Annotated in this window: 10 protein-coding genes and 1 other RNA gene; 2 read left to right on the top strand and 9 right to left on the bottom strand. The window is 32.8% G+C overall.

All coding sequences use genetic code 11. From position 1 onward, the window contains the following. Positions 1 to 142 precede the first annotated feature (142 nt). The 9 genes from acsC to ssrS all read right to left on the bottom strand — a co-directional run bounded on the left by acsC (position 143) and on the right by ssrS (position 12638). Entirely contained in the window at positions 143 to 1483 is a 1341-nt protein-coding gene (acsC, locus tag GC105_RS12550) for an acetyl-CoA decarbonylase/synthase complex subunit gamma (protein WP_152805301.1), read from the bottom strand. 30 nt (positions 1484 to 1513) lie between these two features. Next, complete coding sequence (gene acsD, locus GC105_RS12555; protein WP_152805303.1) at positions 1514 to 2461, bottom strand: acetyl-CoA decarbonylase/synthase complex subunit delta; 948 nt, start codon at positions 2459 to 2461, stop codon at positions 1514 to 1516. A 14-nt stretch (positions 2462 to 2475) separates the two neighbouring features. Further along, positions 2476 to 3246 carry an ATP-binding protein gene (locus GC105_RS12560; protein ID WP_152805305.1) on the bottom strand — a complete coding sequence of 257 codons (771 nt, stop codon included), beginning with the start codon at positions 3244 to 3246 and terminating at the stop codon, positions 2476 to 2478. A 273-nt stretch (positions 3247 to 3519) separates the two neighbouring features. Beyond that, on the bottom strand, positions 3520 to 5646 hold the full coding sequence (acsB, locus tag GC105_RS12565) for an acetyl-CoA decarbonylase/synthase complex subunit alpha/beta (RefSeq protein ID WP_152805306.1): 2127 nt from the start codon (positions 5644 to 5646) through the stop codon (positions 3520 to 3522). Positions 5647 to 5676: 30 nt separating this feature from the next. Next, positions 5677 to 6453, bottom strand: coding sequence for an ATP-binding protein (locus GC105_RS12570; RefSeq protein WP_152805308.1), 777 nt, complete (start codon positions 6451 to 6453; stop codon positions 5677 to 5679). 8 nt (positions 6454 to 6461) lie between these two features. Then, the gene (gene cooS / locus GC105_RS12575) at positions 6462 to 8354 is read right to left on the bottom strand and encodes an anaerobic carbon-monoxide dehydrogenase catalytic subunit (protein WP_152805311.1); all 1893 of its coding nucleotides are present in this window, start codon (positions 8352 to 8354) and stop codon (positions 6462 to 6464) included. 785 nt (positions 8355 to 9139) lie between these two features. Beyond that, the gene (locus GC105_RS12580) at positions 9140 to 11308 is read right to left on the bottom strand and encodes a transglycosylase domain-containing protein (protein WP_152805313.1); all 2169 of its coding nucleotides are present in this window, start codon (positions 11306 to 11308) and stop codon (positions 9140 to 9142) included. Positions 11309 to 11421: 113 nt separating this feature from the next. Further along, complete coding sequence (locus GC105_RS12585; protein WP_152805315.1) at positions 11422 to 12333, bottom strand: RluA family pseudouridine synthase; 912 nt, start codon at positions 12331 to 12333, stop codon at positions 11422 to 11424. 126 nt (positions 12334 to 12459) lie between these two features. Then, positions 12460 to 12638: non-coding RNA, 6S RNA (ssrS, locus tag GC105_RS12590), on the bottom strand. Between the two features lie 177 nt (positions 12639 to 12815). Here ssrS and pheA point away from each other — a divergent pair. Beyond that, complete coding sequence (gene pheA, locus GC105_RS12595) at positions 12816 to 13637, top strand: prephenate dehydratase (RefSeq protein WP_152805317.1); 822 nt, start codon at positions 12816 to 12818, stop codon at positions 13635 to 13637. Positions 13638 to 13903: 266 nt separating this feature from the next. Beyond that, on the top strand, positions 13904 to 15703 hold the full coding sequence (typA, locus tag GC105_RS12600; RefSeq protein WP_152805319.1) for a translational GTPase TypA: 1800 nt from the start codon (positions 13904 to 13906) through the stop codon (positions 15701 to 15703). Positions 15704 to 15707 lie beyond the last annotated feature (4 nt).

Here is a 15707-nt window from a genome sequence, read left to right on the forward strand (position 1 = left end):
ATTCAATGTTTTTACCAAGAAGATCGTCTAAACGGTCTTCTTGTGAATAAAAAAATTTTTATTTAGTAAAAAAAGCAGGTCATATTACCCTCATAGGGTCCATAGAGTAATTATGTCCTGCTTAATATAAAGTTATAGACTACTATACTAATTCATTAAGAAATTTAGGTAATTGCATTGCCTCTTCTGGACCTACGATTATTTCCCATCCTGGTAATTCTTCTTCTAAATCACCTTTAAGTACTGCAACCTTTCCAGGTAAGACAAGTCTTTTCTTAGTTAATTTTTCTTCTATTCCACATTCTTTAATCATGTTTTTAATGACTGTACCACCAAATTTACCTGCTGCCCACGATGTTAATACAGACAATCCACCTGCATCAGGTATTAATAACCATGCTGGTGCTTTAGATCTTTCAATTTCGCCAGAAACAACAAAGTATGTTAAAGCAAAATCAACAGTAATAAGTACTGGTGAATCCTCTTTAGGCTTGTTGAATTCATAAACTTTAGGTTCAACCCTCATTGGTTTTTGAGGATCAGTAAATATATTTTGTCTTAATCCAAACAACGCTAATGCCTTAGGATAATTAATATCATCTAGTACTACTATAGATCCATATTTAAGTATATATGTAGACGCTAATGCTGTTTCAACAAATTGATTCCCGTTTGATAATTCGTTAGCGAATACAATCGATGGATAACCAAATGTTCTATCTCCTCCAACAATTGCAGTTCTTCTAATTTCAATAGTGTTTTCAAATGTTTTAGCCATTTCTGTAGTACCAGGATTTAGGATTAATTCCTTATGTCCTGCTTTCTCTGCAGTTTCAACTAAAGCATATATATCTTCAACAGTATCTCCATTTAAACCAAGAACAACGTTATTTTCTTTAGCTAAAGCTATCATGTCGTCAATATTGTCTTTATTTGCTCCTACAAGTATAGGCTTAGTGTCTTTTACTAATGCTATTGCTTCTTTAGCGATATTAACATCTGTACATGCTAATATAAAAATTTTACCTAATGATTTTAATTTCTCAATTAATACTAAATATTTGTCTTTGTTACCATCATATTTGACTACTATAGATTCTACGCTCATTTGTTCTTGTATTCTGTCATAATCAACTTTTATTATATTTGCCATTTTTGATTCAATAACCTCATCTGTCATTGTATCAGAAAATTGAACTGCAAATAAAGTTTTGCTAACTAATGTTTTTTCATGTCTAAATAAGACAGTTTCTCCACCGATTTTTCTCTCAGCAGCATCTTTTCCTATAACGATAGTTTTCATAGGTGGTGCTGTTGCTTCAGCAAGTTGTTGTGTAGCTTCATCTGAAATATGTGGACACTTATCTATTGTAATAGCACCAGCTGCAACTTTCATAGAAAATGCCATACATGTTGGAAATCCACATTCCTTACAGTTTGTTCTTGGTGTTAGTTTAAAAATCTGAATACCACTTAAAGCCATTAATTTACTACCTCCTTATAGTGAACTAAATTATCCGATAATACTATTTAAATAATATTTAATTGCTTCTAAAGACTTAGGGTGCCTTACAATTACAGCATCAGAACCTGAAGCTATAGATGCTGCTGCAGTAGAGACTTCCATATGGATACCTCTTTCTTCAATGCTACCCCAATTTGGTTCGTCTTCTTCTGTTGCTATAGATTCTTTTACAGACCAAGTTTCAAAAGAAATTGGTGTGATAATAGGCATTTGTAATGTTTCATCATTTTGTCCTAGTGCTGCAAGGGTAATTCTATCCATAGTTGAAGATACATATTCATATCCATATCCTGCTGCTGCACATCCTACGTGCATAACTACATCTTCTTTTTGCACACCTAATTGTGTCATTAGTATATTAAGTTGTTTTGCTAAGTTAATGTCAACAGAAGACTCTGCTGCTACTTTTTGCTTATAAGCTAAAGCACCTGCTGCTCCAACTGTTTTGTAATTTTCTTCTTGTGCAGACAATAATAAAATATTTTTTCCTTCTAGCGCTTCTGCAATTGCTTTAAAAATCTCAGAATCTTTTTCAACATTCTTTGAACCTGCAATGACTAGAGGTAGTGAAACACTTTCTGATACTTTTTTTGCTGTTTCTACACATTCTTCTACACTTCTATTTGATCCATTTGGATCAGCACCTTCAAATCTTAGACAGATGAAATCTGGAGCATACGTTTCTTCAACATATTTAGCCCATGTTGCTGCGTCTTTTTGAACATCTCCGTATAAATTAGCAAATGCATCAATCCAATCACTTGGTACTTCATCGACAATTTCCAATCCTACTTTTGGAGACTGTCCAACTTCACCATCAAAAGCATGAAGGGGTAATACATTTCTTCCACCCAAGGTAATTGCTTTGTCACCAGTACCAATAGTTACTTCTTTAATCTTTCCACTATACTTCTTTGCAACTTTTTTATAAGCCAATGTTTGAACCTCCTTTAAATCAGTTGTAGTTTTTTTAGTATATCTTTCAATGCACATTTAGACAAAGTGTCCTCAGGCATATCTACTAACGGTATTCCCTTTGAATCATAATCAGAGATAGTAGGATCTAATGGTACCACACCAATGAGATCTAGCTCTTGATTTTTGATTTCTTCTAAAATAGATTCTGATAATTCACCATTCGGTGCTTTATTTACAATTAAGCCCATTTTAGGAATTTTTAAATTTAATTCTTCTGATAAAACTTTTATTCTACCTACTGCTTGGATACTTCTTCTAGAATAATCACTTACTAGTAATAATAAATCCATATTTCCCACAGTTCCTCTACTAATGTGTTCCATACCAGCTTCATTGTCTATTACTACATGATTATAATTACCTGCAAGTTTTTGAATTTGGTTTTTTAAAATACCATTAACATAGCAATAACACCCTTCACCTTGTGTTCGGCCCATCACTAACATGTCGTATCCATTTCCTTCACAAACTACTTGGTTCAGTTTATATTCAAGATATTCTGTTTTTGTCATTCCAGCAGGTATAGAAGTTCCTTTACGCTCTGCCCAATTCACTTCTTCACGTATACTTCCTAAATCGTCTTGAATATCTACTCCTAAGACCTCGTTAAGATTTGAATTTGCATCTGCATCTACTGCAAGTATAGGGCCTTTACCCTCTTGAATTAAGAAGTTTATAATAAGTCCAGTTAAACTTGTCTTACCAGTTCCGCCTTTTCCAGCAACTGCTATTTTATTGTACATTTTGAGTAGCCTCCTTAAGTATTAATAATACAATTATATCATAAGAATTCAGGGTGTCCAAGGCATTAGATAAGTATTAAATAATCCAAATATTATAAGGAAACCTCAATTCATCCTCCCATACATTGTATGGGAGGTTTCATTCCTAATTCAGATAAGATAGTAAGTATACTTATAATAATCCATGAATCTATAGAACTGGAGAAATCTAAGTTTTAACATTAGTGTATAAATAAAGGATACAAGTCGCCGTCTCCGGCGACTCTTACAGCATTACATTATTGGATCTAATGACAATGCTGGATGTCCTTTTTCTTCTAAGAATTCTAGTAATCCTTCAGACTCAGTCGATATAGTTTCATCACAAATCATATCTGCAAAATTATCAATATTATACAATTCTTTTGCTGCAATATTTAATCTGTCTCTAACATCTTCTTTTAATTCTTTTGGCATCCATACGATTCTAGCAAGACCGCCTTCTGCACTCATAAACTTCTTGGATCCTATGAAATGTCTACCATGACCCATGAATCCTGGAGTTTGAACTCCTCCACCAGTCATAGAAGCTAATTCTCCAAATGTCATACCTACTGGTGTAACATCTCCGAACTCTCTGTTTACAATAACTACACCATTTGCTTCTGGTACTATACCACAAATACATTCGAAGCAACCACATGATGTCATTGGATCTTCTAATATACTATACAATGATACTCTTGAAACAGCGCCTTGAGAACTAGTTTCAACTGCTTTACTTACTTCAGACCAAATACCTAATCTCTCGTCTTCAACACCTGTTTTTGGCACTGGTTGAACCGCTCCTGTTGGATCTAATTCTTTTGTAGCTTTTGCATCTAACCAACTAACTGCCCCACATAAACCTAGTCTTTCTGGAGTTACAATACATACATGTGATGGTGCAAATGATTGACATAGTGCACATGAGTAGAATGTATCTACATTTTCATCTAATAATGAAGCTAATCTTTCATCTCTTGTTGCATATCGTGGCAGTGCAACTTCTTTTTCTAGTTTAGCAACCATATCAGCATCTGTGTAAATAGTGATTTGGCACTTATCTACTACGCTATCGAAGTCATCTCTCATCTTAGCATATATAACTTCACCAATATGTTTTAGACGGAATCCTTTTTCAAAAGCTTCTTTTCCTATACGTATCCATGCAATATTTCTTTGACCAATATGCATTACGCCTTCAATATAATTCATAAAGTAATGTAATCTTCTCTCTAGTACAGGTTCAAAATCTGTTTCCATACTTCTTCCTGCAACATCAACTACAACTGCAAATGGCATATTGTAAGGAATTTTATCTGCTGTATCGATGTCTGGACCAATTACTTCTATCTTATGGTCTTCAACTTCTGAGATGTCTTTCATTCTAACTAATTCCCAAGCTTTTGTTTTCTGTCCGCCAAATTCAGCATACATATCATTCTTACGAATTCTTTCACCTTCAAATGCTGAAGATACGCCTACAGGTGCATCAATTTTAGTAACTTTAATTTTAATATTTCTTACTTCTAAAGAAGTTTGAATCACTTTGTCATTATCAGGTTGGTGAAGCAATAATGTAGGTACTTCATTAATAAATGTTTCAGTAACTGCTGGAAGGCCTAATTCTATTGCAGCAGCACCTGCAGCAATAATCTTATCATCCCAATCATCAAATACATTTACAAATGCCATAACTCTATCTTTTATGTATTGTTTATGAGCTTGGAAATCACCTGGTGCAACGGCTCCAAATATTAAGCTCGCTCTTATTGCAACTGAAACAACGTGAATAACTGATTCGATTTCATATCCTAGAGAAATTACTCTAAGATCTATTCCCATTTTTACGCCTTCTTCTATACATTGGTCAATTACTTTTCCAACCATGAAAGTTAAAAGTCCTTTTTCCTGATACTCTTTGACAATTGCTGCAGCAGTAGCACTGTCTTTACACTTTCCAATAATTACTGCTACACCTGGGATATCTTGTGTTACTAATGGTACCCCAAATGCTCTTATTTGTGCATCAGTTAAGTGACCTTGAAGTGGTTCTGGATATGGGTTTTCTTCTAATGTATATTTTACAGCTTCTATAATTTCAGCAAACATAGCTGAAGCAGTACCTGCATCTAGTGCATTTTGTAATAATTTTCCTTCTTGAATGTATCCTTTTGCTAATTCTAATGCTTTTTCAAGTTCACCTACTGTTGTAATCTTCTCACCAGTTACTGCGTATATTACTGGTAGTGCGTAAGCTGTTGATGGAAATTTAACGCTAGCGTCTTTACCTTTTTCAGTAATTGCTTTTTTCACCATTTCTTCTGCTAATTCAAGATATTGATTCATTCCTGAGTAAATAATATTAAACAGATTCATTCTGCTTATCCTCCCTTACTATATGATCGATTATTTAACTATATTAATTAGATTTTGAGTAATTTCTTGGATACTAGCTTTTAACTTATCACTGGCCTTGTATGAAGAAGTGTTTTCACGATCGGATACACTTATTTTTTTATCATAATAGATAAAACCAATACAATGTTCTTCTCCAACATGTTCTCTAATAAAATCTTCGTCCTCTTTGTCGGTAATCTTATTTCCAATCACCATTACATTAGAAACTCCTAAATCAGCAGCTAATTTTTTCACACTATAAAATGTTTGTACACTTCTTTCTCCAGGCTCTACTACTGCAATAAAGGCATCTACTTCACTTGCTGTCCCTCTACCTAGATGTTCTATGCCTGCTTCCATGTCCATAACAACTACATCTTTTTCATGTAAAATCAAATGTGACATAAGTTTCTTTAAGAGCACGTGTTCAGCACATACACAACCTGCTCCGCCAATATCAACACTACCCATAACTAATACTTTCACACCATCATACTCCCTGGCGTATCTGTCGGGAATATCATCTACCTTTGGGTTAAGTTTAAATGTTTGCCCGTAGGTACCTGCTGGAGAACCTGTTCTTTCTTCCACAAGGTCTTTCATTTCTGATATGGGTACTATTTTAGCTGCATCATCAGCATTCATACCTAATGCCAAAGCTAAGTTTGCGTCTGGATCAGCATCTACTGCAAGAACTTTGTAACCATTTTCATTGAAACATCTGCATAGGGCGGCGGATATGGTTGATTTACCAACTCCGCCTTTTCCTGTAATAGCAATTTTCATATACTCACCTATATTCCTAATCTATCTCTTTTTTCTTCTATTCTTTCCATAATTTTTTGAGCACATACAGTTGGATCTTCTTCAAAGAAGAATTTAGCTCCAACTTTGTCTTCTAACTGATTAGTTAAAATGTCCACAAATCTTGCAGAACCAGTTACTTGTGGAGTTATTCCTAAGAAAGTATCAATTCCTGATGACACTACGTAAGTACCGATACCTACTGCTTTCTCACTCATCCACTCAGGAGCTACACCAACAACAGGAAGATTTGAGTTATCTAAACCTCTTTCTTTAGAAACTCTACTTACAAGATCAAGAATTCTACTAATATCTACACAAGATCCCATATGAAGGATTGGTGGAATACCAACTCTTTCGCATACTTCTCTAAGTCCACGACCTGCTAATTCTTTAGCTTCCATAGTAAGAAGTCCTGCTTTTGCTGCTGCTTGTGCTGCACATCCTGTTGTAACTACAATTATATCGTTCTTTATTAATTCTTTCATAATTGTTATATGACTATTATCATGTTGCACTTTTGGATTATTACATCCAACTATACCTGCAGCACCTCTAATAACACCAGCCCATATTACATCAGAAAGTGGCTTAACAGTTTCGAATACATCCGTTTGACTATTTACAACTTTGTCAAGATGATCAATAATTGTTTCAACACTGTATCCAAGCATCGCCTTACTTTTTTGTTGAGGAATCATCACTTTAGTTCTATCTCTATTTTTATAGTTTAGGATAGCTTCTCTTACGATTTTTTTCGTAATATCTAATGCATGTTCTTCATTAAATTCAATGTAAGTAGCGCCTTCCATTTTCGCTTTTGGTGAAGTTGCAATGAACTTAGTGTGATAACATTCTGCTAATTTTGGTAGAGCAGGGTAAATACATTGTACATCTACTAGTACAGCTTCCATTGCTCCTGTAACAATTGCCATTTCTTGTTGATAAAAGTTACCTGCAATCTTAACACCATGTCGCATAGTTACTTCATTACCAGTACAGCACATACCAACTAAGTTAATACCTTCTGCACCATTATCTTTTGCAAGTTTCATAAGTTCTGGATCTTCTGCTGCCAGTACTACCATCTCAGAAAAACTAGGGTCATGTCCATGTAATAAGATATTTACCATGTTTTCTTCAATTACACCAAGATTAGCTTCTGTACTTCTAGCTGTTGGAGTACCGAATACTATATCAGTAAATTCTGTCCCCATCATCGATCCACCCCAACCATTTGAAAGGGATGTTCTCATAGACATATCCATTAAACTATCCACTTCACTAGTACAACCGATATGAGTGGAATGTAAAATCGTTGCAACTTCTCTGTCAATAGCTCTTGGTTCTATATTAAGGTCTTTCCATATCTTTTGTCTTGGTTCTGGAGCACGTTTAATGAATCTTTGTGTTCCAAATGGCTTACCAAACTCCATAAGCGCTACTTCTGCGACTTCATGAGCAATCTGGTATATTTCTTTACCCTCTGTGTCAACTTCCCATTCTTTTGCAAGTTTCATTAACTTTTCTGGGTTTTTCACTTTATAATTACCATCTTCAGATGCCATATGTAGTACATGGATAATATCTCTCGCATGATCTGAATGAGATGACACCCCTGCTGCTACAGTTCTAGCAAAGTTTCTTGCAACAATAGTATCGGCAGTAGCACCGCAAATACCTTTTTGAGCACCTTTTCCTTCTACTGGACTAATTCTACATGGTCCCATAGAACAGTTTTTACAACAGATACCTTTTTCTCCAAATCCACAAGATGCTTTCATAGCAGCTTTTCTGTCCCACATTGTTTCCGCGCCGTCTCTCTTGGCTTTTTCCAATAAAGCATCGGCAGTTACATCAAATCCTAAGACTTCATGACTCATTGTTTTACCTCCCTTTTTTAAGCGATAATTTACTCAAAAACTTTTTTACTTGTATATACAACTTTATAGTCTTAGTTTAATAGTAGAAACTGTATTTGTCAACCGCAAAAAGCTTAATTTCGCAAAAAATTGTTAATTTCTTATCAGTAAGCAGTATATATCTTTGTTAACGAGTACAATAAAGTATATTCAATAAAAAAAATATGCAAAAAAAATATTTTACATTCATTTTTTCTTATCTATTTGTACTTTATTTAAGATGCGCTTGTCTTTGTATTTACAAATTAGGTCATTACAAATCAAAAATTATGATAACGTTTTCACATAAGTTTAACTTTTATAATAATTATCTCTCTAAATCAACTAATACAATCTATATAATTATTATACAACTCTTTTAGTTACAAGAGATTTTTATATATAGTGATGAAAAAGCCTAATGAGTTCAATTATATTTTTCAAAGTATATATAACGGCTTATTATCAACTACATATGTTTATATAGTTAATTTTACTTTTATATTAAAATAAGCTGCCTGTAGTTAGGCAGCTTATTTTGATATAAACTAGTTTTACGATTTTAAAACTTTTTTGTATTCAGATAATAGTCAAATCCTCTATATCAAGTTCATAATTTAAATTATGGACATATGAATTAGCTATTCTTAATCTGATTTTTAACAACCTAACTCTAGGTTTTTGTTATATTCATAACATTTTGTAAACGTATATCAATACCCTACCTATTGGCTATTTACAATAGATAAATTGAATAAAGTGAAACTTTATTCAGCAGGGGTTTTATTACCATTTCCTATTCCATTAAAAAAATCTTCTATTCTATTTATAAGATGTAATTTATCACATAGTTCTACAGGTTCTTGACCCATAAGGTAGTATCTCTCTTCTTTACTAATTTCGGGACATTTACCAGCTACAAATAATTTTCCAGTGTCTTTATCCACTTCAACAACTGATATTCTAACACTATTAAAATATGTTTCTTGATTTTCGGGTATAAGTATATTTACAATTTGGCTTTCCAATATATTATTAGTATCCACATTTTCTTGAGCTGCTGGCGACAATACAGATATATTTATGGTCGGATTATTACCTGTTTTCACTAGTTGTTCAGTGGCAATCAAATTTTCTTCTAATGATCTTGTGATATAATTTCCGTATACTCTAGCAGAATAATCACTTCTACCATTTGTAGCTTTATTTTCTGTATCTCCAATCCATACTGCAGTGGTTATACTACCCGTAAACCCTACAAACCATAGATCTTTGTTTTCATCGGTAGTTCCTGTTTTTCCTCCAGTAGAATAAGGTGTTTTAGCACTTTTCCCTGTACCTCGATTTACTACATCAATTAGTACTTGCTTAATTTCTGTAGCTGTATTTGGACTAATTACTTGCCTTGTATTGACTTGGCTATATTCACGATTGTAAATGATATTGTCGTTACTATCTGTAATATGATCTATATAATACACTTCATTCTTAACACCACCATTTGCAAATACTCCATAAGCATTTGCCATTTCTAAAGGTGAAATGCCATAACTCATTCCGCCTAGAGCGGTGGTTAGCGTATAATCTTCTTCTTTAATAGATGTAATTCCAAATTCATTATTGATAAAATCTATAGTTTTTTTTACACCTAATGTATTTAGTATCTTTACAGCTGGTATATTCGCCGAATTGACAATGGCTTCTCTTATAGTAATATATCCTTGATAATTGTCTCCAACATTTTTAGGATTATAACCATTGAAATTTGTTGGCTCATCCAAAATTAACGAATTAGCTGTTATAATATTTTCCTCTAACGCCATCGAGTATATAAGAGGTTTAATCGCAGATCCTGGCTGCCTTGGAATTTTCGCCATATCTATATCAGTATTTCCCCCATAATATGCTAAAATCGCCCCTGATGCAGAATCAACAGTCACAAATGATCCTGTGACATGATTCTGCAATACAGAGGATTTAAGTTCCTCATTTAGAGACGCTAGGGCTAAATTCTGCATTTTACTGTTTATAGTGGTGTGAATGGTAAGTCCATCATTTTCAATTAATTCTTTTGTCTGTTCTTTTGATATCTCTTTATTGGGATATTTCTTTTGCAAATGATTTTGATACTCTAAAATAACTTGATTAATATAAGCACTATATCCTTGTTTGTTTTTACTTGATTCTAAGGATTCACTATCTATTATAACAACTTCTTCGTTCTTAGCAGACCTTGCTTCCTCTTCAGTTATATAACCAGCTGTTGCCATTCTATCGAGTACAGTCTCTTGTCTTTTTTTTGCTAATTCGTAATTAGAATCAGGTGCATACGCACTTGGAGCTTGTGGTAGACCTGCTATCATAGCACTCTCTGGTAGCGAGAGCTCTGATACGTCTTTTCCAAAAAACTCTTTACTTGCTTCTTGAACTCCATATGTTCCTGAACCTAAATAAATTTCATTCAAGTACATTTCAAGTATCTGATCTTTTGTATATTTTTTTTCTAATTGTCTAGCGGTTAAGGCTTCATTTATTTTTCTGAAAATAGTCTGTTCTGTCGATATTTCATCAAAAAGATTTCTAGCTAATTGTTGAGTAATAGTGCTAGCACCTTCAGTTATTTCACCTTTTCTGATATTTGCTAGCAATGCACGACCAATTCCAATAGGGTCATATCCATGATGCTCATAAAACCTTGAATCTTCTACAGCAATAATTCCATTTATTAAATCATCTGGCATCTCTTCTAGCTTCACATATGTCCTATTTTGATTATACATTTCGCCTACGATCACACCATCTGCAGATACGACTTGAGTTTTTTCAGGTGGCTTATATTCGTAATTTTCTACATCAACTGGAGAATATGAACAACCAAAGATTAAAAATATAATCATAACTATAAAAATTGTGGCTAACACAATTCTTTTCTTCATTTGTTTTCACCTTCTTTCTATAAAAGCTTTATACTTAGTTGTAGTATTAATTAAGTATCCTAACTCGATTAACCTTATCCTATATTAGCTATATATTATCTGATTTTTACATCCTACAATTCCAACTTGTTAATTACCTCTTCTATATCTCTAGGCATATCTGCCTTAAATTCACATGGAATATGCAGTCTTGAATGATTAAATACTATCTTATTAGCATGCAAGGCTTGCCTGCTAATATATTGCATTGAATTTTCATTATACAAGCTATCACCTATAATAGGATGACCTATACTCTTTAAATGAACTCTAATTTGATGTGTTCTACCCGTTTCTAATCTTATTTCAAGTAGAGAGTGTTCCTTAAATTTTTTTATTGTTTTATAGTGGGTTATAGCTTCTTTTCCTTCTTCCATTACTATACGCATTATCGAGTCTTCATAAGGGCGACCTATGGGCGCGTGGATGGTTCCTTCTTCTACATCAGGTATTCCTTCAACCAAAGCACAGTAAATCTTTTCTACTTTATCTTGTTTCATTTCATTTTGTATAAACTGATGAGCATATTTATTTTTTGCAATTATTATTACTCCTGAAGTGTCTCTATCTAAACGGTTTACAAATCTAATCTTTGCATTAATATTATTTTTTTCCCAGTAGAATGCAATTGCGTTAGCTAAAGTCCCTCTCGGATGACTTCTAGTAGCATGTGTTACTATTCCAGGATTTTTATTGATTACTAATACATCATCATCCTCGTGAATAACTTTTATAGGAATATCTTCAGGATCACTGTCTATATGTTCTTCTCCTAAATAGACGACAATTTTGTCATTAGCTTTTAGTGGCTCATTTATTGTCACTTTAATATCGTTAACTAATATTTCTCCTTCCCTTTTAATTTTTCTAATTAATCGAGATGAGTAGTGAAATTTATCCATTAGATAATCTTTAACCTTAGTGTCGAATGTTTGTCCATCTACATTATATATGTAAGTAAAATAATTTTCTTGATACTTCCTCATAAGACCCTCCTATTATTATATTGAATTATACACAATAATTATGTAATTGCAAACTTATAAGATGTAAATTAAAAATTGTAAAGTGTAAAGAAAAGTAAAACACAAAAAAAGCACCCGCAGGTGCTTAAATTACCCAAAATGCCGTTCTCTAAGATTTTGACGCCTAGAAGAGTTCTAGGTGGGTGCCTCGTCTTATGCCTCTGTCTTCCCTTCGAGGAGGGCCTGACATTATCATGAGAACAAAAGCTCCCGATAAATATTTGTAGGTTCAAAATATTAGAGTATATCGCACATCTCAGGAATAAGTAATTAAAATTACTATATTAATATTATATACTAAGTCGTTCAAATTATAAATAGCAATATTTGTTATGTTCATATATAATTTAATGATTTTAGTATTTGTTACACACTTTAAATTTGATTTGTTTGCTTATATTGTTTATAATGATAGAAATCTATTATAGGAGGGTTGCATTTATATGTCAATAGAAAAAATTGTATACCAAGGTGATCCAGGCTCGTATAGTTATGAGGCCATGTTAGAATTTTTTGGTGATAATATCACCTTTGAAAATAAAGACTTCTTTCCTGATGTTTTTGAGGATGTTTCAAAAGGTAATGCCAAATATGGTATTATTCCCTTTGAAAATTCTACAACTGGTGGAGTGTATGAAGTATTTGATTTATTAAACACTTATGAGAATTGTTATATTGTGGGTGAAATCTGCGTAGAGATTAATCATAATTTAATGTCCATCAAAGATGCAAAAATTCAAGATATAACTACAGTTTATTCTCATCCTCAAGCACTAGATCAATGTAAACAATACATCCGCAAAATGAATTTTCATGAAATGCCTTATCGAAATACTGCTACTAGTGCAAAAGCAGTTAGCGAAATGAATAATAAATCCTGTGCTGCAATTGCAAATAAAATGGCTGCAAATTTTTACAATTTAGAGATATTAGATTCTAAAATAAACAATTATATAAATAATATAACCAAATTTATTATAATAACAAATAATCTTACATTTGATAAAAATTCTAATAAAATCAGTCTTATATTAATTACTTCACATTCACCTGGTGCTTTGTATGAAGCTCTAGGATGTTTAGCAAAAAATAATATTAACATGATGAAATTAGAATCTAGGCCAATCAAAAACATCCCATGGCAATATTCTTTTTATTTAGATCTTGAGGGTAACTTAGAAGACGAAAATATAAAAAAGGCATTTAATGAATTATCAATAACCTGTAAGAAATTTAAAGTTTTAGGAAACTATATTGCATATTAAAGTGGTTCGAGTGATTATTGACTTTCATTAATTGACACTAGTGCTTTCTTTTAAATCGATATAATTTTATTATCACCTGTTTCTTTATTTCCTATTATCTACATATTGAAGCCTTTTTTCATATATTTTACTTAGTATATCGTTTAATTAAGGTGCTTTTAAAGAAATTTGTAAAAAATTGCGAGTTTTTATCATATAAAACTTGTAAAAACTAACGTAAAAGTATACACTATTAAAGGTTTTAATTTGAAAGAAGGAGTCAATTAATGAAGTCAAAAATAATAAATATTGCAGTTATTGCCCACGTAGATGCAGGTAAATCTACTTTGGTAGATGCATTTTTATCTCAAAGTGGGATATTTCGAGAAAGTGCAGAAGTAGTAGAATGTGTTATGGATAGTAATGACTTAGAAAGAGAAAGAGGCATTACAATATATTCTAAAAATTGTTCTGTTTTGTATAAAGACATTAAAATAAATATTGTCGATACACCTGGTCATGCTGATTTTTCATCAGAAGTAGAAAGAATCATTAAAACAGTAGATACCGTTATATTATTAGTAGATTCTAGTGAAGGACCTATGCCACAAACTAGATTTGTATTAAACAAATCTTTAGAAATGGGACTTAAACCTATTTTGTTAATTAATAAGATAGATAAGAAAGACCAAAGAGCCGAAGAAGTTGTTAATATGGTATTTGATTTATTTGTAGATTTAGATGCAACAGACGAACAACTAGATTTCCCAATACTTTACGGTATTGCAAAAGAAGGTATTATTAAAAAAGATCTTGATGATGATTCATCTGATCTTGCACCACTATTTGAAACTATACTTGATCATGTTCATGAATATCCTGATTTAAACGAAGATCCACTACAATTACAAGTTTCATCATTAGCTTATGATGATTATTTGGGTAGGCTTGGAATCGGCAGAATTTATAAAGGTACTATTCAGGAAGGTCAAACTGTTGAGATAGCTAAAATAGATGGCACTTTTGCTAGAGGTAAAATTGCTCAAGTTTTTGTATATAAAGGTATGAGTAGAGTAGCGGTAAAAAATGCTGAATGTGGGGATATAGTTGTAATATCAGGTATACCTGACATTACAATAGGCGAAACCATAGGAGAAGTAGACAAATTAGATCCTATGGAAATGATTAATATTGAAGCACCAACTCTGTCTATGAACTTCTTAGTTAATTCCTCACCTCTTGCTGGGCGAGTTGGAAAGTTCGTAACTACAAGACATATAAGAGCAAGACTTGAAAAAGAATTAGAAGTAAATGTGGGTCTTAAAGTAGAACCATTAGAGCAAACAGATGGGTACAAAGTATCTGGACGTGGTGAATTGCATTTATCTATTCTGATGGAAAACATGCGCCGTGAAGGGTATGAACTAAGTGTATCTAAACCAGAAGTTATCATGCACAAAGAAAATGGTAAGTTAATGGAACCAGTTGAGAAAGTTATTATATCTGTTCCTCAAGAACATTCTGGCTCAGTTATATCAAAATTAAACGTTAGAAAAGGTGTTATGGAAACTATGTCTGGTGAAGGCGAGTATGTAGACATCGAATACCTAGTTCCTACTCGAGGATTACTTGGATATTCCAGTGAGTTTGTCAATGATACTAGAGGAGAAGGTACTTTAGTTAGAAGATTTGAAAGATTCGAGGAACATAAAGGATCAATTCCTCAAAGAACTAATGGTGTAGTAATTTCACAATATGATGGCGAAGCTATGGCATATTCTCTAAATAATATTAGTGAAAGAGCCCAGTTATTTATTGAGCCTGGTGCAAAAGTTTATGAAGGAATGGTTATTGGTCTTAATTCTCGAAATGACGATATGACAGTAAATCCTACTAAAAACAAAAAAATGACCAATGTACGATCATCTGGTACAGATGATGCTATTAAACTTCCACCTGCAAGAATTATGACCTTAGAGGAAGCTTTAGTATTTATCAACGATGATGAACTAGTTGAGATTACTCCTGATAGTATAAGAATCAGGAAAAAGTTCTTAACTGAACTAGAGAGAAAACGTAATCGTTAATAAA

Origin of the sequence: Alkalibaculum sporogenes, assembly GCF_009362815.1 — a bacterium.
GTDB lineage: Bacteria > Bacillota > Clostridia > Eubacteriales > Alkalibacteraceae > Alkalibaculum_A > Alkalibaculum_A sporogenes.